Below are 14151 nucleotides of genomic sequence, written 5' to 3'. Positions count from 1 at the left end.
TTTTATGGTTTGATTTGCTCCATCCCAATCATCGGATCAATTAACTGATAGTTTTCTGTCGTCAAAACATAAGCCTTTTTTTCTGCTGTTTCGGGTTTTTCTTTAACTTTCGGAAGCACCTTCGTTTCAACATGTTTTACAAACTCCTCTGCTTCAACTTTTGCATCAAGTCTGCGTTGTAATTTATTTACTAGACCTGTCAAGCGAATCGTCGATGGCAAACCTGCGGCCCTAATAAAAGTTGTTAGATCCCCTACAAGATAGAGATGATCTCGCGCTCTGGTTACGGCTGTGTACAATAAATTACGCCTAAGCATTGTATCAAAACGCCCACTCATTGTGACAATAACTGTTTTAAATTCACTACCTTGAGCTTTGTGAATCGAAATTGCATATGCAAGAGTCAGCTGATTTAATTCGTCTGGCTCATAAGAAATTTCGTGTTCTTGATCAAAAAGAACTTTAGTGATTCTGCGACCATGTAGTTGCTCAACACGCTGAACAATTCCTATTTCTCCGTTGTAAACGTCCTTTTCTGGCACATTTTCTAATTGAATTACTTTATCACCCACCGCAAAACCATTTATTTTAAACTTTTGCGGGTTAACAAGCTGATGAATTGAATCGTTAATTTCGAAAATCCCCCCTTTATTCTTGTACATGGGGGCTAGAATTTGTAATTCTGTAATTGGAGTGCCTGCAGCAATTTCAGCCTTCACAATTTTCTCTAATGCCGGAACAATCTCTTCACCTTTGGCTGAAATCATTTTCAAATCATCATAATTATCTTCCATGCTATCGTAAATTTCGCCCGAATTTATCAAATTTGCGAAATTAATAATATTTCCACCCAAATCCTGCCGAAAGTTCCTTTGAAGAGTAGTAGTAGGAATAACATCGCTATCAATTAAATCTTTAAATACTTGGCCTGGCCCTACTGAAGGTAGCTGATCAACATCTCCGAGCATAATTACGGTTGGCTTGGTCTTAATTGAACGTAATAGTTGCGCAAATAGTCCTGTATCAACCAAAGACATCTCGTCGATAATCAATAAGTCTGGACTAATTAAATCGGTTTCAGAATTGCGATCTTCAACATCTCTAACTTTTAGAAGACGGTGAATGGTTGCAGCAGGAAACTTAGTTTTATCACTTAAAGACTTCGCTGCTTTGCCAGTCGGTGCGGTTAAAAGGATCCCTGAATCTTCCTCGCTCTCTTGTTCTTGAAGATTTAAATGATGCAGATCAGCAAAAATTTCAATAATCGCTCGTACAATTGTCGTTTTTCCGGTCCCAGGTCCACCGGTAATAATACTTAAATTATTTTTAAAAGCGCTCGTAATCGCCTTTTTTTGATAATGCTCAAGCTGTAAATCCGTCTTTTTTTCAAATTCAGTAATTTCAGAGTTTAAAATTTCATCATTCTCTTCGAATGGATGGTTTAATTGATTGATGGAATTAGCAATTTCATTTTCATAATTTGAATAGTCCTGCGTGGTTACGAAATCTTTATCAAACGAAAAAAAATCTTCATCATTCTCGTTTAAACACTTCTCAACAAATTCTTCATTGACCGTTGCACCACTGTTTTCTCCTAATACCCAATTAGTATTGCGCAAAACCCGCTCCGTTTCAATTAAAGTACTGCCAGAACGGTTAATCATCTCACTTGCAACCCACTTTAAGGCTCCAGTGATCCGTTCTGATTCAGAAACATCCAAATCAATCAATTTACAGGACTGATCAATTTGATTGAAAGATAACCGCGGAACCCGGCCTAAAAAATAATACGGATTATCATTTAAAATATTGATCGCTTCAAGGCCATATAAATTGTATGCATCAATGGCGGCGGCTTGAGAAATATGAAATCGGCTAAATGCCAAGAGAACCTTGTTAAGCTCTACATCTTCTGTTAGCTTTTCCCTGATCTCTTTTTTTCGCTCTGGATTAATCCGAAAGCCGTTGAGACTGTCAGGATTATTAATAATTTCATCGACCGCATTAACCCCTAATTTATCAACTATTTTCTGGGCAGTCTTTTCTCCGATTCCGGGCAACTCCCGCGAAACTAAAAATTTCACCACTGCCGATGGATCATCTGGCTCAGCAGCAATTTCATAACTTTGCGCCTTAAATTGTTGACCATATTTAGGATGTTTAGTTAAACTACCAATAAATTTATAAGTCAATCCCTCAGCAAGTCCGGGCATCGTCCCGGTGATTACAATTTCTTCTTGACCGAAATCAAAAGAAATCTCAGCAATATTTACTGAGATTATAAAGAATTGATCTTTTAAATTTCTAAAAATTATTTTTTTTACTTTACCAGTAACGGATTTTTGTTTTTCTTCCATGCTTAAATTGTATCTGTTGGCTCAAGGTTCTCTAAATGTTCAGTATTATTAAAAGTTACGAGTTTAGCGCTACCATCATCGAGAACATCAACTTTTGTTAGCGAAACGTTAGTAATGCCACCATGACGGCGATAATCTTTCAGTGGAATCTCCAACAACGCGTTAATCATCACGTTTAGGATTCCACCGTGACTAACTAAAACTATTTTGGAATGATCGGGATAAATTTCAAGAAGCTTCATCACAAACATTTTTGTCCGCTGAGCGGCTTGCAGATAGCTCTCACCTTTCAAAACGGTTTGGTCATACTTCTCAGGTTCGTTGAAAAAGAACTTAACCTGCTCTTGATATTCAGGTTTTAACTCCTCATCACGTTTGCCTTCAATTACCCCAAAATCAATTTCTCTCAGCGCTTCCGCAATTTGAATTGGTTTTTGATAATTCAAATCAGCTGCTAAACGAGAAGCCGTTTGAAAAGCTCTTTTTAACGGAGATGAATAAATTGCCGCAAAATCTTCACTTTTCAGTCGTGCTGCTAACGCATCGATGTGGTGAATATTTTCTTCAAGAAGTTCTGAGTTACCCCGCGCTCCTTGAAGCCGATGCTCTTGATTCCAAACCGTTTTTCCGTGTCTTACTAGGAATAATTCAATCATAATTAGCAGTACGCTAGCTGTTTTTGATCCTGATAAACTGAATCAATAAATGCGCTACCTAGACACTCCGTTCCTTGATAGAACACTACAGCCTGCCCTGGTGTTATAGCTCTTTGAGGAGTTGAAAAATTAACAATCAAATCAGCTCCATCGTTTTGAACAGAAACCGGTACATCAGCTTGTCGATACCGAAATTTCGCAGTTAAATTATCTACTGAGCTCAAATCAACAGTTTGATTAATCAAATTAAGCTTCGATGCTTTCAAACTATTGGACATCAAAAGCGGATTATGATAACCCTGATCTACATAAAGGATATTTTTCTCCACATCTTTTCCAACCACAAACCAGGGCTCAGAATTATCCTTTGTTCCACCGATCCCAAGGCCAGAGCGTTGCCCAATCGTATAATACAAGACCCCATCATGTTCACCCATAATTTCACCATCCGGCGTCATCATGTAACCTTTTTGACTCGGAAGAAAATTCTGAAGAAAATGCTTGAAATTTCTTTCGCCGATAAAACAAACTCCGGTGGAATCTTTCTTATGTGCGGTTGTGAGTCCGTTTTTCTCAGCAATTTCTCTTACTTCAGGCTTAGTTAAATCGCCCAGCGGGAAAATCACCTTTTGTAACTGATCATTTGATACCTGAGCTAGAAAATAAGTCTGATCCTTATTTTGGTCGGCTGCCCGCATTAGATGAGCCTGCCCCGTTTCATCAATCAGATTGCGTGCATAATGACCCATGGCAATGTAATCTGCATCCAACTCCAAGGCATAATCTAAGAACGCTTTAAACTTAATCTCTTTGTTACAGATAATATCAGGATTAGGGGTCCGACCTGCCCGATACTCGGACAAAAAGTAAGTGAAGACGCGATCCCAGTATTCTTTTTCAAAATTAATTGAATAAAAAGGGATCCCAATTTCCTGGGCAACGGCCGCGACGTCTTCAAAATCTTCCGCGGCTGTACAAACCCCGTCGTCTTTTGTTTCGTCCCAGTTCTTCATAAAAACGCCGACTACGTCGTAGCCCTGCTCCTTGAGTAAAAGCGCTGCGACTGAAGAATCTACTCCGCCGCTCATTCCTAAAACTACTCGCTTATTCATTGATCGCCAATATTTCCCGGTCCAACAAATTCTTAATAATGAAATGATATTGATCGATTGCCTCTTGATTGCCGCCGTTTTTGAAAATATCAATTGTTCTAAGACCTGAAGCGTCAGTTGTACTCATATCAAGCAGTTTTAAGTCACCATCGATCGAAATTTTCAACTTTTTTTTAGCATTATATGGATCCATTGGATCAAGTGAGCGTTGCAAAATAAAATTGCCCCGTTTGGTTTTAGCAAATCCCACATCAGTTAATGAATATCTTTTGACATTCTGGTTCACCCGATAAGTTTGGGAATCACCCTTGATTGTATTTACTTCTTTTAGCATTTAACTATCCTTTCTTTCAAGATGCTTCACTCGTTTGACAAGATCATCTGCCAAATTCTCAACATCTTCTCTTTGATTATCTCGGCCAAAACTAATTCTGATTGATTCACGAACTCTCGAAAGATTGTTCGGATACATCGCCAATAAAACGTGCGAATCTTCAGCACTTCCTGCACTACAAGCTGAACCTGCTGCTACTGCATATCCATCGAGATCGATCAGCGGGAGCAAAACTTTGGAAGAAACTCCCTTAAACCAGAGATTTAAAATTTGCGGCAATGATTTATCAAAACTGCCATTAATTTCAAAATCAATTCCCGAGTCTTTTAAGTGATCTAGCAAAATCTTTTTATCTTCTTGATACATTATAGCCCAACGAGCTTCATTTTGTTCATTACATAATTTCATTGCGGCAGCAAAACCCATAATTAATGGCATGTTAGTAGTTCCTGCTCGAAAGTTATTTTCCTGTTCGCCACCAAGCAAGAGTGGTGGAATCACAATTTTTTGATCTTTATACAGAAGACCAATGCCTTTTGGACCGTAGATTTTATGCGCAGATGCGCTTAGAAAATCGATCCCCAATTCTTTTACGTCAATCTTCTCAATTCCTAAAGCTTGGGTCGCATCAACATGAAAGCTAGCCTGATGATCTTTTAAAATTTCACCGATCTCTTTGATTGGCATCAAACTGCCAGTTTCATTATTTCCATACATTACTGACACTAAAATCGTGTCTGACCTTAAAGCATTTTTAAAATCCGTAAGCTCAATCGTTCCTTCTTCGTTAACCGGAAGAAATGTTACATCGAAGCCATTTTGAGCTAAATACTCCATTACCCGCAAAACTGAAGGATGCTCAACTGCCGTTGTGATCAAGTGCCGTCCTTTATTCTGCCAAGCGAGCGCACTTTGACGAATAACCGTGTTATTGCTTTCAGTTGCCCCACTAGTAAAATAAACTTCATTTAAGTTGGCGTTAATCGCTTCTGCTAAAGTCTGACGCGACTGCCGTAAGTTCAATTTTTCCTGCTGCCCAAAATAGTTAGTGCTTGAAACATTTCCAAAATCATTAGCTAGGCTGTCAGTAATTACTTTTATTACTTCTGGCGCAACCGGTGTAGTTGCTGCATGATCAAAATAATATCGCTTCAAATCCTGCTGTCCTATTTAATCGTCTCAAAATATTCAATTGCCACATTGGCAGCCATGATTCCAACTTCATCGATTGCTTGATCAAATTGATCAGCTGAATCGTCTGGCGTATCATCTGAAATACTACGAATTTCACCAAAAGGAATTTGGAATTCTTGACAAACTTGTGCCAAAGATGCGCCTTCCATCTCAGCACAAAGTGTGTCAGGGAAATTCGTGAAGATTCTATTTTTAATTTCATCAGTCCCGACAAATGTGTCACCAGTTGCAATTACGCCTTTTTTCGCATGCGATCCATACAATTTCTCATTAATTTTACTAAGCTGATCGGTTAAGGCAGTGTCAGATTTATAAACCAAATCGTGGTCTTGCAGCTGACCTAGCGCAAACCCAAATTTAGTCATATCAACGTCATGGTAGAAAGCACCCGTGGCAACAACGCAGTCAAAACGTTTGATCTCAGGGTTGATCGCACCAGCTGAACCCGTGTTAATTACCAAATCTGGTTTCTTTTGACTAATCAGATAACTCACGGTCAGAGCCATTTGAACTTTGCCGATCCCAGATTTTGCTAAACGGAGATGGAGATTACCATAAGTTCCTTCAAAGTAATGGAAGTTCTTTGAAACCTCATGATCGGTAAAAGCAAACTTCTCCTGATATCTAGCAATTTCTTCGTCCATCGCACAAATAATTAAAATTTCTTTCATTTTTTCCTCCTAAATAAAAAACAACACTAAAAAGATAATGAGTAAAATCACTACCTCTATTATAATAATAAAATTCAATTTTTTATTAAGTATCTTCGATCTTTTATCAGCCGAAAAGATACTTTGATTCTTTTTAAAAAGTTTCATTCTTTAGACCGAGCGCTAATAATCCTTAATGTGGTAAAATTTCTATAACAACAAGAAAGCTGGAATGGAAAATGAATTTTGGTAATTTAATCCTTTTAATAATTCTGATTTGTATCGCAGTTGGGGCTCTCTGGGGTTTATTCTATTATCTTAACACCAAAAGCAGTTCGATAGAACACATTTATAAATATAGTACCAGAGGTCGCAAAATTAGCGAAAAGGTTTTGAAGAATTATTATAAAGAAGGCCTTAACGATAATGATATCCGCTACTTTCGCGAAACGATGGCTACTGCGCTAAAACAAATCAATCAAATTGAATCTTTGACTGACAAAAACAAAACACTTAGTAAGCTCAATCAGAAATTAAATTTAAATAAATTACTACACGGTTTCTTTAAAGAAATTGTTGCCAAACCCAGTAAAATCGAAGAAGCTGGCGAATTTTTATATAAAGAACTCCCTGCTTTAAACACCATCTATGTGAAATACAGCCAGATCGATTCGCATCTTTATAAAGATCAAGAAACAGATAAAGTTTTGCAAATCAGTATTGAAGCAATTAACAACGCATACAAGAAAATTAACGAACAATATCATAAATTCATTGCAGATGATCTTGACACGCTGCATGAAGCTGCAAACAATTTTTAGGAATATAAACAATGGATGACAAAAATAAATTAACACAGACCCCTGAGCACGCTGACAAGACTATCATTAACGATTTAGTAAATAATGCTTTTTCCGCGCCCCAGGCAATCCAAGCAACTGACGATCAAGCAATTAAACCAGTTGCTGAAGAAGTTGTTGACAATTTAAATGAAGAGGACCGACAGAGCGCTCAGAAGTTAGCCGAACAGATTGACCCGACTAAACGTGAGTCAGTCTTAAACTTCGGCAACGCTGCTCAACAAAAAATCGGTGCTTTTTCGGCTAAAGTTCTGGATCACGTTCAAAATCAGGACACCGGACCAATCGGTCAGACGTTATCAGACCTTTTATATGACATTAAACAGGCTGACCCCAAAGACTTGGAAAATAATAAACCGAATTTATTTCAACGAATGTTTGGGCAAGTCAAGCAATCGATGTTTGAGGTCAAAGCCCGTTACCAAAAAGTTACTACGCAAATTGATATTATTTCACAAAAGCTTAATCGACAGCGAAACATCTTGATGCGGGATAACCGTGTTCTAGATGACATGTACGCAGAAAATAAAAATTACTACGAAGCTTTGAACATTTTTATTGCTGCTGGGCAACTAAAAATGAAAGAATTGGATCAACAAATCGACGAGCTGACTAATAAGCAAAAAAATGGCGAAATGAATGACCTTCAGGTTGAAGAAATTAATGACGTGCGCCAATTTAGAGAACGTCTAGATAAGCGTGTGTATGATTTAACCTTAGTTAGGGAAATGACTTTACAACAGGCCCCACAAATTCGACAAATGCAGCGAACTAACGAAGAATTAATTGATAAAATCCAAACTTCGATTAATACCGCAATCCCACTTTGGAAGAATCAAACTGCACTTTTGATTAATGCGATGAGCCAGCGCAACGCTTTAGAAATTCAGCGACAAGTTACGCAGACAACTAATGATCTTTTAAAGAAGAACAGTGAAATGATCAAGGAATCGGCTATCGACGCTGAAAAAGAGAATCAACGTGGAGTTATTGATATCGAAACCCTGACTCAAACGCAAAACAATTTGATTGAAACGCTAAACGAAACGCTCCAAATCCAAGCAGAGGGCCGTAAACGTCGCGAGGAAGCTTCAAAGCAGCTTAACGATATGGATAAACAGCTTAAAGATCAATTGCTTAATTACGTGAGTACCGGTCAAGATAATCAAAATTAATTTATCCCCTTCGGGGGAATTTTTTTTATCCTTGCCAACGAGTGTAGAATAGAATTAATAAATGAAAGAAGGAAATCTATGAAATCTGGTTCAAGTTGCACTTCAATTTTAGTTGGAAAAAATGCTACGATTGACGGGTCAACCATGATTGCACGCAATGACGATACTTTTTACGCCGTTGCGCCGCACAAATTTATTCAACATCCCGCGGTTCACCAAAAAGGTCGAACCTTAAAATCTTGGCTAAACGGCTTTGAGGCTGAGTTGCCTGAAAATAGCTACCGTTACCCAGCAGTTCCAAACGTTGATTATCAAAAATTTGGCTACTATGAAGAAAGCGGAATTAACGAAAAGAATGTCGCAATGAGCGCAACAGAAAGCACTTATGGCAATGAAAGGGTGCTTGCTTTTGACCCACTAGTAGAAGATGGACTAGACGAGGACTGTATCGTCAACATGACCTTGCCGTACGTTGACTCAGCGCGCGGAGCAGTTCAATACCTAGGACAGCTGATCAAAAAATTTGGCTCACCTGCCGGGAATTCAGTGCTTTTTAGCGACTCAGACGAAGTTTGGTACATGGAAATTTCAAGTGGTCACCACTGGGTTGCTCAAAGGATCCCGGATGACGCTTATGCAATCTGTGCCAATCAAGTTTCAATTCAGCAGGTCGATTTCTATGACCAAGATAATTTTATGTACTCCGAAGGAATCGAAGAATTTGTCACCAATAACCATTTAAATCCCGATCAAAGTGGTTTTAATTATCGCCACATTTTTGGCACCTCAAATGAAAAAGATCACCACTACAATACTCCGCGGGTCTGGTACGGGCAGAAATATTTCAATCCCGAGATTGAGCAAGACCCCAAAAGTGATGATTTACCTTTCATTTGTCGCACTAACAAAAAAATAACTCCCGATGACATTCAATTTATCTTGGGTTCCCACTATAACGAAACCCCTTTCGATCCTTTAAGTAAGGGCGACGACCCCAGAAAATACTTGTATCGTCCGATTGGTTTAAACCGAACTCAAAATTCGCATATTCTCCAAATTAGAAACGACGTCCCAAAAGACGTGTCAGCAATTATGTGGCTATGTATTGGCTATCCAACGTTTGCTCCATTCGTGCCCTTCTTTACCAATATGAACGATACGGCACCCTCTTATAATGACACTCAGCTAACTTACCGTGAAACTGATGCATATTGGCTTTACCGCGCACTTTCAGTTTTAGTTGAATCAAATTATACCCATTTCATTCAGCTCGACCGCGATTATTTAACGGATGCCCGTCAAACGTTAAGAGCACGAGTTGCAGATATAACTAATAAAGCCGTCGCAATTGGAATTTCTGGTGAGGCTTTAACTGACTATTTAACTAAAGAAAATCAAGAAACTGTTCGACAAATTGAGGCGACCACCCGTCAATTTATGGGCGAACTTTATACTAAAGGAATTACTGTGTCTCATTTAACCTTTAATATGGACAAAAACCTTTAACATTATGTTATAATTACTCCTAAAAAAGGATTATTTCAATGACAAACAACGTTCCTCAAGATCTGAAAAAATATCTCGACCCACGTTTAAACGTTAAGGAGTACTTACATTATTTTATTTTTTTCGTAATTGCGCTAGGACTTTTGATCTATGGATATCTGATCTCCATTGGCAATGCGCCAGAGTTTTTGTTTTTAAAGCAAAATGAGAGCAAATACCAATTTTTTATCTTCGTTACTGTAATTTATTGCCGTGGCAGCGCTAATAGATATCAGCGATACCAAAAAAGCAAAAAATTTATTTATCTCTGAAGATAAAAGAGAATCTGTTACCGAGATTTCAGTTCAGAAGGTTCGCAGAGTCGTGCTTTTGCTTCATTTTATCCCGATTCCAGTACCTGGTTCTGATGAATACAAAGTTACTCTCACAGATAAAAATAATAATCGAACTGAAATTCCAATTAATGGAGAAAAACTTGACGAAACGCTGGCGTGGTTAGAAAATCATTTCACTAATGCTTCAATGTGATGAGACTCCCATTCAAGTTTTAAGAGAACCTGGCAAGAAGTCTACCAGTAAATCATACTTATGGGTACTCCAAACTTCTAAATATTCAACTAATCAGATTGTTTTATTCAATTATTCGCCAACCAGAAGTCAGACAGTGCCTCAGAAACTTCTCCAAGAGTGGAACGGTTTCTTAACAACTGACGGATATAATGGCTACAACAATCTGGGCTCTAAGATCAAAAGAACCGGTTGTTGGGCTCATGTTCACCGTAAGTTTGTAGTTGCGGCGCAAGAGTTTAAACACCTTGGTCTTGCAGCAAAGTTTGACCAGTTGATTGATCAGCTTTACCAGATTGAAGATAGGATCGCTGATTTACCGAGAGACAAACGACTTCAAGTTAGGAAGACGCAGTCGCGTAAGATCGTAGAACAATTCTGGGAATTAACTGGTAAATATCCCATTATCAATAAATCAAAACTGAAAAACGCAGTTGAATACGCATTAAAGAATCGAGAGGCATTGGAAGCATTTTTGAATGACCCGATGATCCCGTTGGATAATAATCTAGTAGAACGAAGTATTAAGAAATCGGTCATTTGCCGAAAGAATAGCTTATTTAGTACAAGTGTAGCGGGAGTAACAGCCAATGCGATATTCTTGAGTTTAGCTGGAACAGCTAACTTAAACCACCTTAACTTCCAAAAGTACTTGGAGTATCTTTTCTTTGAGCTGCCTAAATTTTGCGGTAATCCAAGAGAAGAGCAGTTAGAGGATTATTTGCCTTGGTCTAAAGAAGTTCAAGCCAAATGCCGGTATTAAAGTAATTCAAATAAAATTCTAAACCGAAAAGAAAGGCTCAGAATTCTGATTTTAAGAATATCAGAATCGCGAGCCTTTTAATATACGTCGGTTATTTGGTGCTTACGTAAGGTTGATTGTTTTTCTACTAAAAAAACTGCCCTAAGTTTATAGGTCAGCTTCATTAAAGGAATATTAACGTCACGGTTCGCATGTTAAGGATATTATCGCGATTGCAAATTGTTTCATTGCTTCCACCCAGACTTTAATTGAATTGCTCTATCTTTTAGTCTCCTGATCTAACATTTTTAAAAGCGTTGGCATTCTGAAATCCCCTTGCATATTTTGAATATTACTTGCTGAATCAAGGATTGATATCCCAACTGAACTAATATAGAGGGGCTTTTTACTTTCTCCTCTGGTGATTTCTCTTACCAATTTTTTGTTTTTAGCAAAAGGATTTTTGGCGACGCCGATGATCGGAATTTCTTCATTGAGCGCATCAAATAAATGTTTGCCTAGTCCTGCTTTTTGGTCATTATCAACGTAGACAAACCCGTCAACAATAATTAATTCTAAATTAAACATGTCAACTTGTTTTAATAATTCCAAGATACAAGGCAGTTCCCTTTTATAAAATGAGCCTGGCTCGTATTTCGCAACGTCAGAAATAAATGCAGTTATTATTTCGTCCGGCTCCGATTGCTTCCAATTCTCAAACAAAATTCCGACTGCTTTAGCTCGGTCGGGATAGTAATAAACATCAATGGCTAACTTCATCTTGCTTGTTCCAAATAATTTTGATAATAATCATTTCCGTTACGCTTATCATGAAGCCTCGCAATCTCTGTCGCGTGATCCAGATATTTCTGGTCTCCGGTTAAGTTAAACGCCTGGACTAAATAATAAAAATTATCAACTTTATGAGATTCAAAGGCAAAATCGTCATACTTTTTCATAATTTTTGCCCCAGATTTGCTAGCGGAAAGTCGTTTAGCGACATTTAGCAAGAGCGATGCTGAAAATAAATATTCTGCATTCGCTTTAACTTTTTTGTTTAAGTAATTGATCTGCTTCGATGTGGGAGAATCTGATAAATAAAGTTCTTGAACTTCGGTTTTGAGCGGGACACCATCGCAAGCCAACTTTTCACTTTTGATAACTTTAGTAAATTCTAGCGCCAACTCTTTTTGATCGATAATAATCGCATCCTCAACTAAGCGATTAATGATGCAGGCGTAGCAATCAGAACGTTCCCCCGGTGCAATTGCCAAAAGGCGACGACAACGATCCTCAATCCCGTCCATTCTTCCACCTCTAACATCCCAAGCAAGACGCTCATCGGCTACAGCCAATTCTTCATCAACCAAATAATTCTGATATTTTGCCAAAAGGTTTTCGATTTGTTCCTTGGTGTAATTAGGATTATCGATATAAACTCTAATCAATTGCTGATAGAATCCATCCACCGTAGTTCCCCCAACCAAGTAGTCCTCGACCTCATAACCCAACTCAAAATTTTTGATAATATTTTCGAGCGGCAAAATTTCTTTCTCGTCTGGGATTGGTAAATCAGTGAACCAAATTGACAAAATTAAGATCGAATTAATTTTGATCCAATCAGCGTAATCCTCCTCTGCCTCTGGTTCGCCATTTTGAACAATCTCCCACAAATAATTAATTTGATTTAATTCCCCAGCTGGTAATTTAACCGGATTACCAGAAACTTTTCGGGCAAATTTCACAAATAATTGCTTAGTGTAACGATTAATTATCATTTAATCCTCTCGATTTTAAGTTTCATTTCTTCAATTTGAGCCCATTTGTCCTTGGGAATCACAAATAAATTGTAACAATCTCCATCAATGTCCCAGTTAATTAATCGGTAAGCCGTCGGTTCTAGAAATTCGCTTATTTCCTTAAGTCCTGTTTCTGGTTCCTCGTCAGAAAACTCGATTTCAGTTAAGTCCAACGAGTATTTCTTATTTAAGATGCCCTGCTCAAGACTCTCAACCATTTCTTCGCCCCCATCTTTCCAATCAAGGTAAGCGCCAAAATCAAACTTCGAATCGTAATTGTTATTTTCATCAATCCCGCAGAGAAAATAAGCAACGGTAGAATCTAACGATTCGAACTCCTCTTTTTCAACTAAAAGCGAAACGGCATCTACAGCGTCCTGATTATTTTCCGTTAGAAGTTTGCTCAGTTCAATTAATTCAGACTTATTTCTTAACATTTATTTCACCTCAATACTTTTAATCAGCGCTATATAAAAATCTTTATCTTGATCCTTTAGATTTTGATCAGAGTAAAAAATCAATTGGGCAGAAATCTGCTCGGTTTCAAAAGAATAAATGATTCCACGCGAGCGAGCCAAAAATTGAATTTTTTCCTGCTTAAAATCATGATAATTAACTTCTTTTGTAGAAGTTGTTTTTAAACCCAATTCTTTTAGCGAATGACTTTTGGGCATGATTTTACTTGCTTTGTTATGTAACGAAAGTTGAATCGTCAATTGACTATACTTCTCACTTTCAAGCGTTAACCAAGTATTACCATTTTTGTCGGTAATATCTCCTTCAGGCATCACGTTAAAATCTGGAATATGAATGCTGAAACTGCTTTTGCCGACTTCAAATTCGGTGTTATTTCCCTTCTGTTCTCTAGTCATTGCCGCTGGAGGCGCTTTGGGAATTGGTTGGCTTGGAGTAAAAGAATTTAACAAACTTGCAACTAATAAAAGAAAATGTGTCATATCATTCCAATCTAAAGGTTTATTTGATCTTATCAAAGCATTATCAAATTGACAACTTTTAGAAAAAAACCAGAAATTTCCGACCTTTCATTTGGTAAATTATTTCAACTTTTCGATTTCTTAACTCCGTAAACCTATGAATATCTTCCATGCTCATATCGTTTGCCAACTTTCGCTTCGCTGTCTCCCTAATCGCCTTTGCTTAACCTTCTTCAAGCGCTACTTTATCTTTCAGACTCATTT

The 14151-nt window shown here is 37.8% G+C and carries 15 protein-coding genes; 5 read left to right on the top strand and 10 right to left on the bottom strand.

The annotated features are described in order from the left end of the window. Window positions 1–2: 2 nt before the first annotated feature. The 6 genes from recD2 to R8495_RS03335 are packed head-to-tail and all read right to left on the bottom strand — an operon-like array spanning window position 3 to window position 6324. Window positions 3–2357 carry an SF1B family DNA helicase RecD2 gene (gene recD2, locus R8495_RS03360; RefSeq protein WP_317636157.1) on the bottom strand — a complete coding sequence of 785 codons (2355 nt, stop codon included), beginning with the start codon at window positions 2355–2357 and terminating at the stop codon, window positions 3–5. Window positions 2358–2359: 2 nt separating this feature from the next. Beyond that, window positions 2360–3013, bottom strand: coding sequence for a histidine phosphatase family protein (locus R8495_RS03355; protein ID WP_317636156.1), 654 nt, complete (start codon window positions 3011–3013; stop codon window positions 2360–2362). Window positions 3014–3015: 2 nt separating this feature from the next. Beyond that, a complete protein-coding gene (gene mnmA, locus R8495_RS03350; RefSeq protein ID WP_317636155.1) occupies window positions 3016–4125 on the bottom strand; it encodes a tRNA 2-thiouridine(34) synthase MnmA in 1110 nt (369 codons plus the stop codon). Next, the gene (locus tag R8495_RS03345; protein WP_317636154.1) at window positions 4118–4459 is read right to left on the bottom strand and encodes a cysteine desulfurase; all 342 of its coding nucleotides are present in this window, start codon (window positions 4457–4459) and stop codon (window positions 4118–4120) included. The genes mnmA and R8495_RS03345 overlap by 8 nt, the downstream gene beginning before the upstream one ends. After that, complete coding sequence (locus tag R8495_RS03340) at window positions 4460–5614, bottom strand: cysteine desulfurase family protein (RefSeq protein WP_317636153.1); 1155 nt, start codon at window positions 5612–5614, stop codon at window positions 4460–4462. An 11-nt stretch (window positions 5615–5625) separates the two neighbouring features. Next, on the bottom strand, window positions 5626–6324 hold the full coding sequence (locus tag R8495_RS03335) for a 5'-methylthioadenosine/adenosylhomocysteine nucleosidase (RefSeq protein WP_317636152.1): 699 nt from the start codon (window positions 6322–6324) through the stop codon (window positions 5626–5628). Between the two features lie 218 nt (window positions 6325–6542). Here R8495_RS03335 and R8495_RS03330 point away from each other — a divergent pair, with 218 nt between their 5' ends. From R8495_RS03330 to tnpC, 5 genes are all read left to right on the top strand, one after another. Continuing rightward, the gene (locus R8495_RS03330; RefSeq protein WP_317636151.1) at window positions 6543–7124 is read left to right on the top strand and encodes a 5-bromo-4-chloroindolyl phosphate hydrolysis family protein; all 582 of its coding nucleotides are present in this window, start codon (window positions 6543–6545) and stop codon (window positions 7122–7124) included. A gap of 11 nt (window positions 7125–7135) precedes the next feature. After that, on the top strand, window positions 7136–8338 hold the full coding sequence (locus R8495_RS03325; protein WP_317636150.1) for a toxic anion resistance protein: 1203 nt from the start codon (window positions 7136–7138) through the stop codon (window positions 8336–8338). 78 nt (window positions 8339–8416) lie between these two features. Next, complete coding sequence (locus R8495_RS03320) at window positions 8417–9844, top strand: C69 family dipeptidase (RefSeq protein WP_317636149.1); 1428 nt, start codon at window positions 8417–8419, stop codon at window positions 9842–9844. A gap of 252 nt (window positions 9845–10096) precedes the next feature. Continuing rightward, window positions 10097–10372 (top strand): hypothetical protein, encoded by a 276-nt coding sequence (locus tag R8495_RS03315; RefSeq protein WP_317636148.1) that lies wholly within the window; start codon window positions 10097–10099, stop codon window positions 10370–10372. Next, window positions 10359–11174: an IS66 family transposase gene (gene tnpC / locus R8495_RS03310; RefSeq protein ID WP_317636147.1), complete on the top strand. Its 816-nt coding sequence runs from the start codon at window positions 10359–10361 to the stop codon at window positions 11172–11174. The genes R8495_RS03315 and tnpC overlap by 14 nt, the downstream gene beginning before the upstream one ends. A gap of 258 nt (window positions 11175–11432) precedes the next feature. Here the strand turns inward: tnpC and R8495_RS03305 are convergent, their stop codons facing one another. From R8495_RS03305 to R8495_RS03290, 4 genes are read right to left on the bottom strand one after another with little or no spacing between them, the layout of a single operon-like run. After that, a complete protein-coding gene (locus tag R8495_RS03305; protein ID WP_317636146.1) occupies window positions 11433–11933 on the bottom strand; it encodes an endonuclease V in 501 nt (166 codons plus the stop codon). After that, a complete protein-coding gene (locus tag R8495_RS03300) occupies window positions 11930–12931 on the bottom strand; it encodes a hypothetical protein (RefSeq protein ID WP_317636145.1) in 1002 nt (333 codons plus the stop codon). Before R8495_RS03300 ends, R8495_RS03305 begins: the two co-directional genes overlap by 4 nt. Next, a complete protein-coding gene (locus R8495_RS03295; protein WP_317636144.1) occupies window positions 12928–13389 on the bottom strand; it encodes a DUF6630 family protein in 462 nt (153 codons plus the stop codon). The genes R8495_RS03300 and R8495_RS03295 overlap by 4 nt, the downstream gene beginning before the upstream one ends. After that, on the bottom strand, window positions 13390–13908 hold the full coding sequence (locus R8495_RS03290) for a hypothetical protein (protein WP_317636143.1): 519 nt from the start codon (window positions 13906–13908) through the stop codon (window positions 13390–13392). Window positions 13909–14151: the final 243 nt, after the last annotated feature.

The sequence above is a fragment of the Xylocopilactobacillus apicola genome, assembly GCF_033095985.1.
GTDB lineage: Bacteria > Bacillota > Bacilli > Lactobacillales > Lactobacillaceae > Xylocopilactobacillus > Xylocopilactobacillus apicola.
This window is presented reverse-complemented; position numbering and strand designations above follow the sequence as displayed.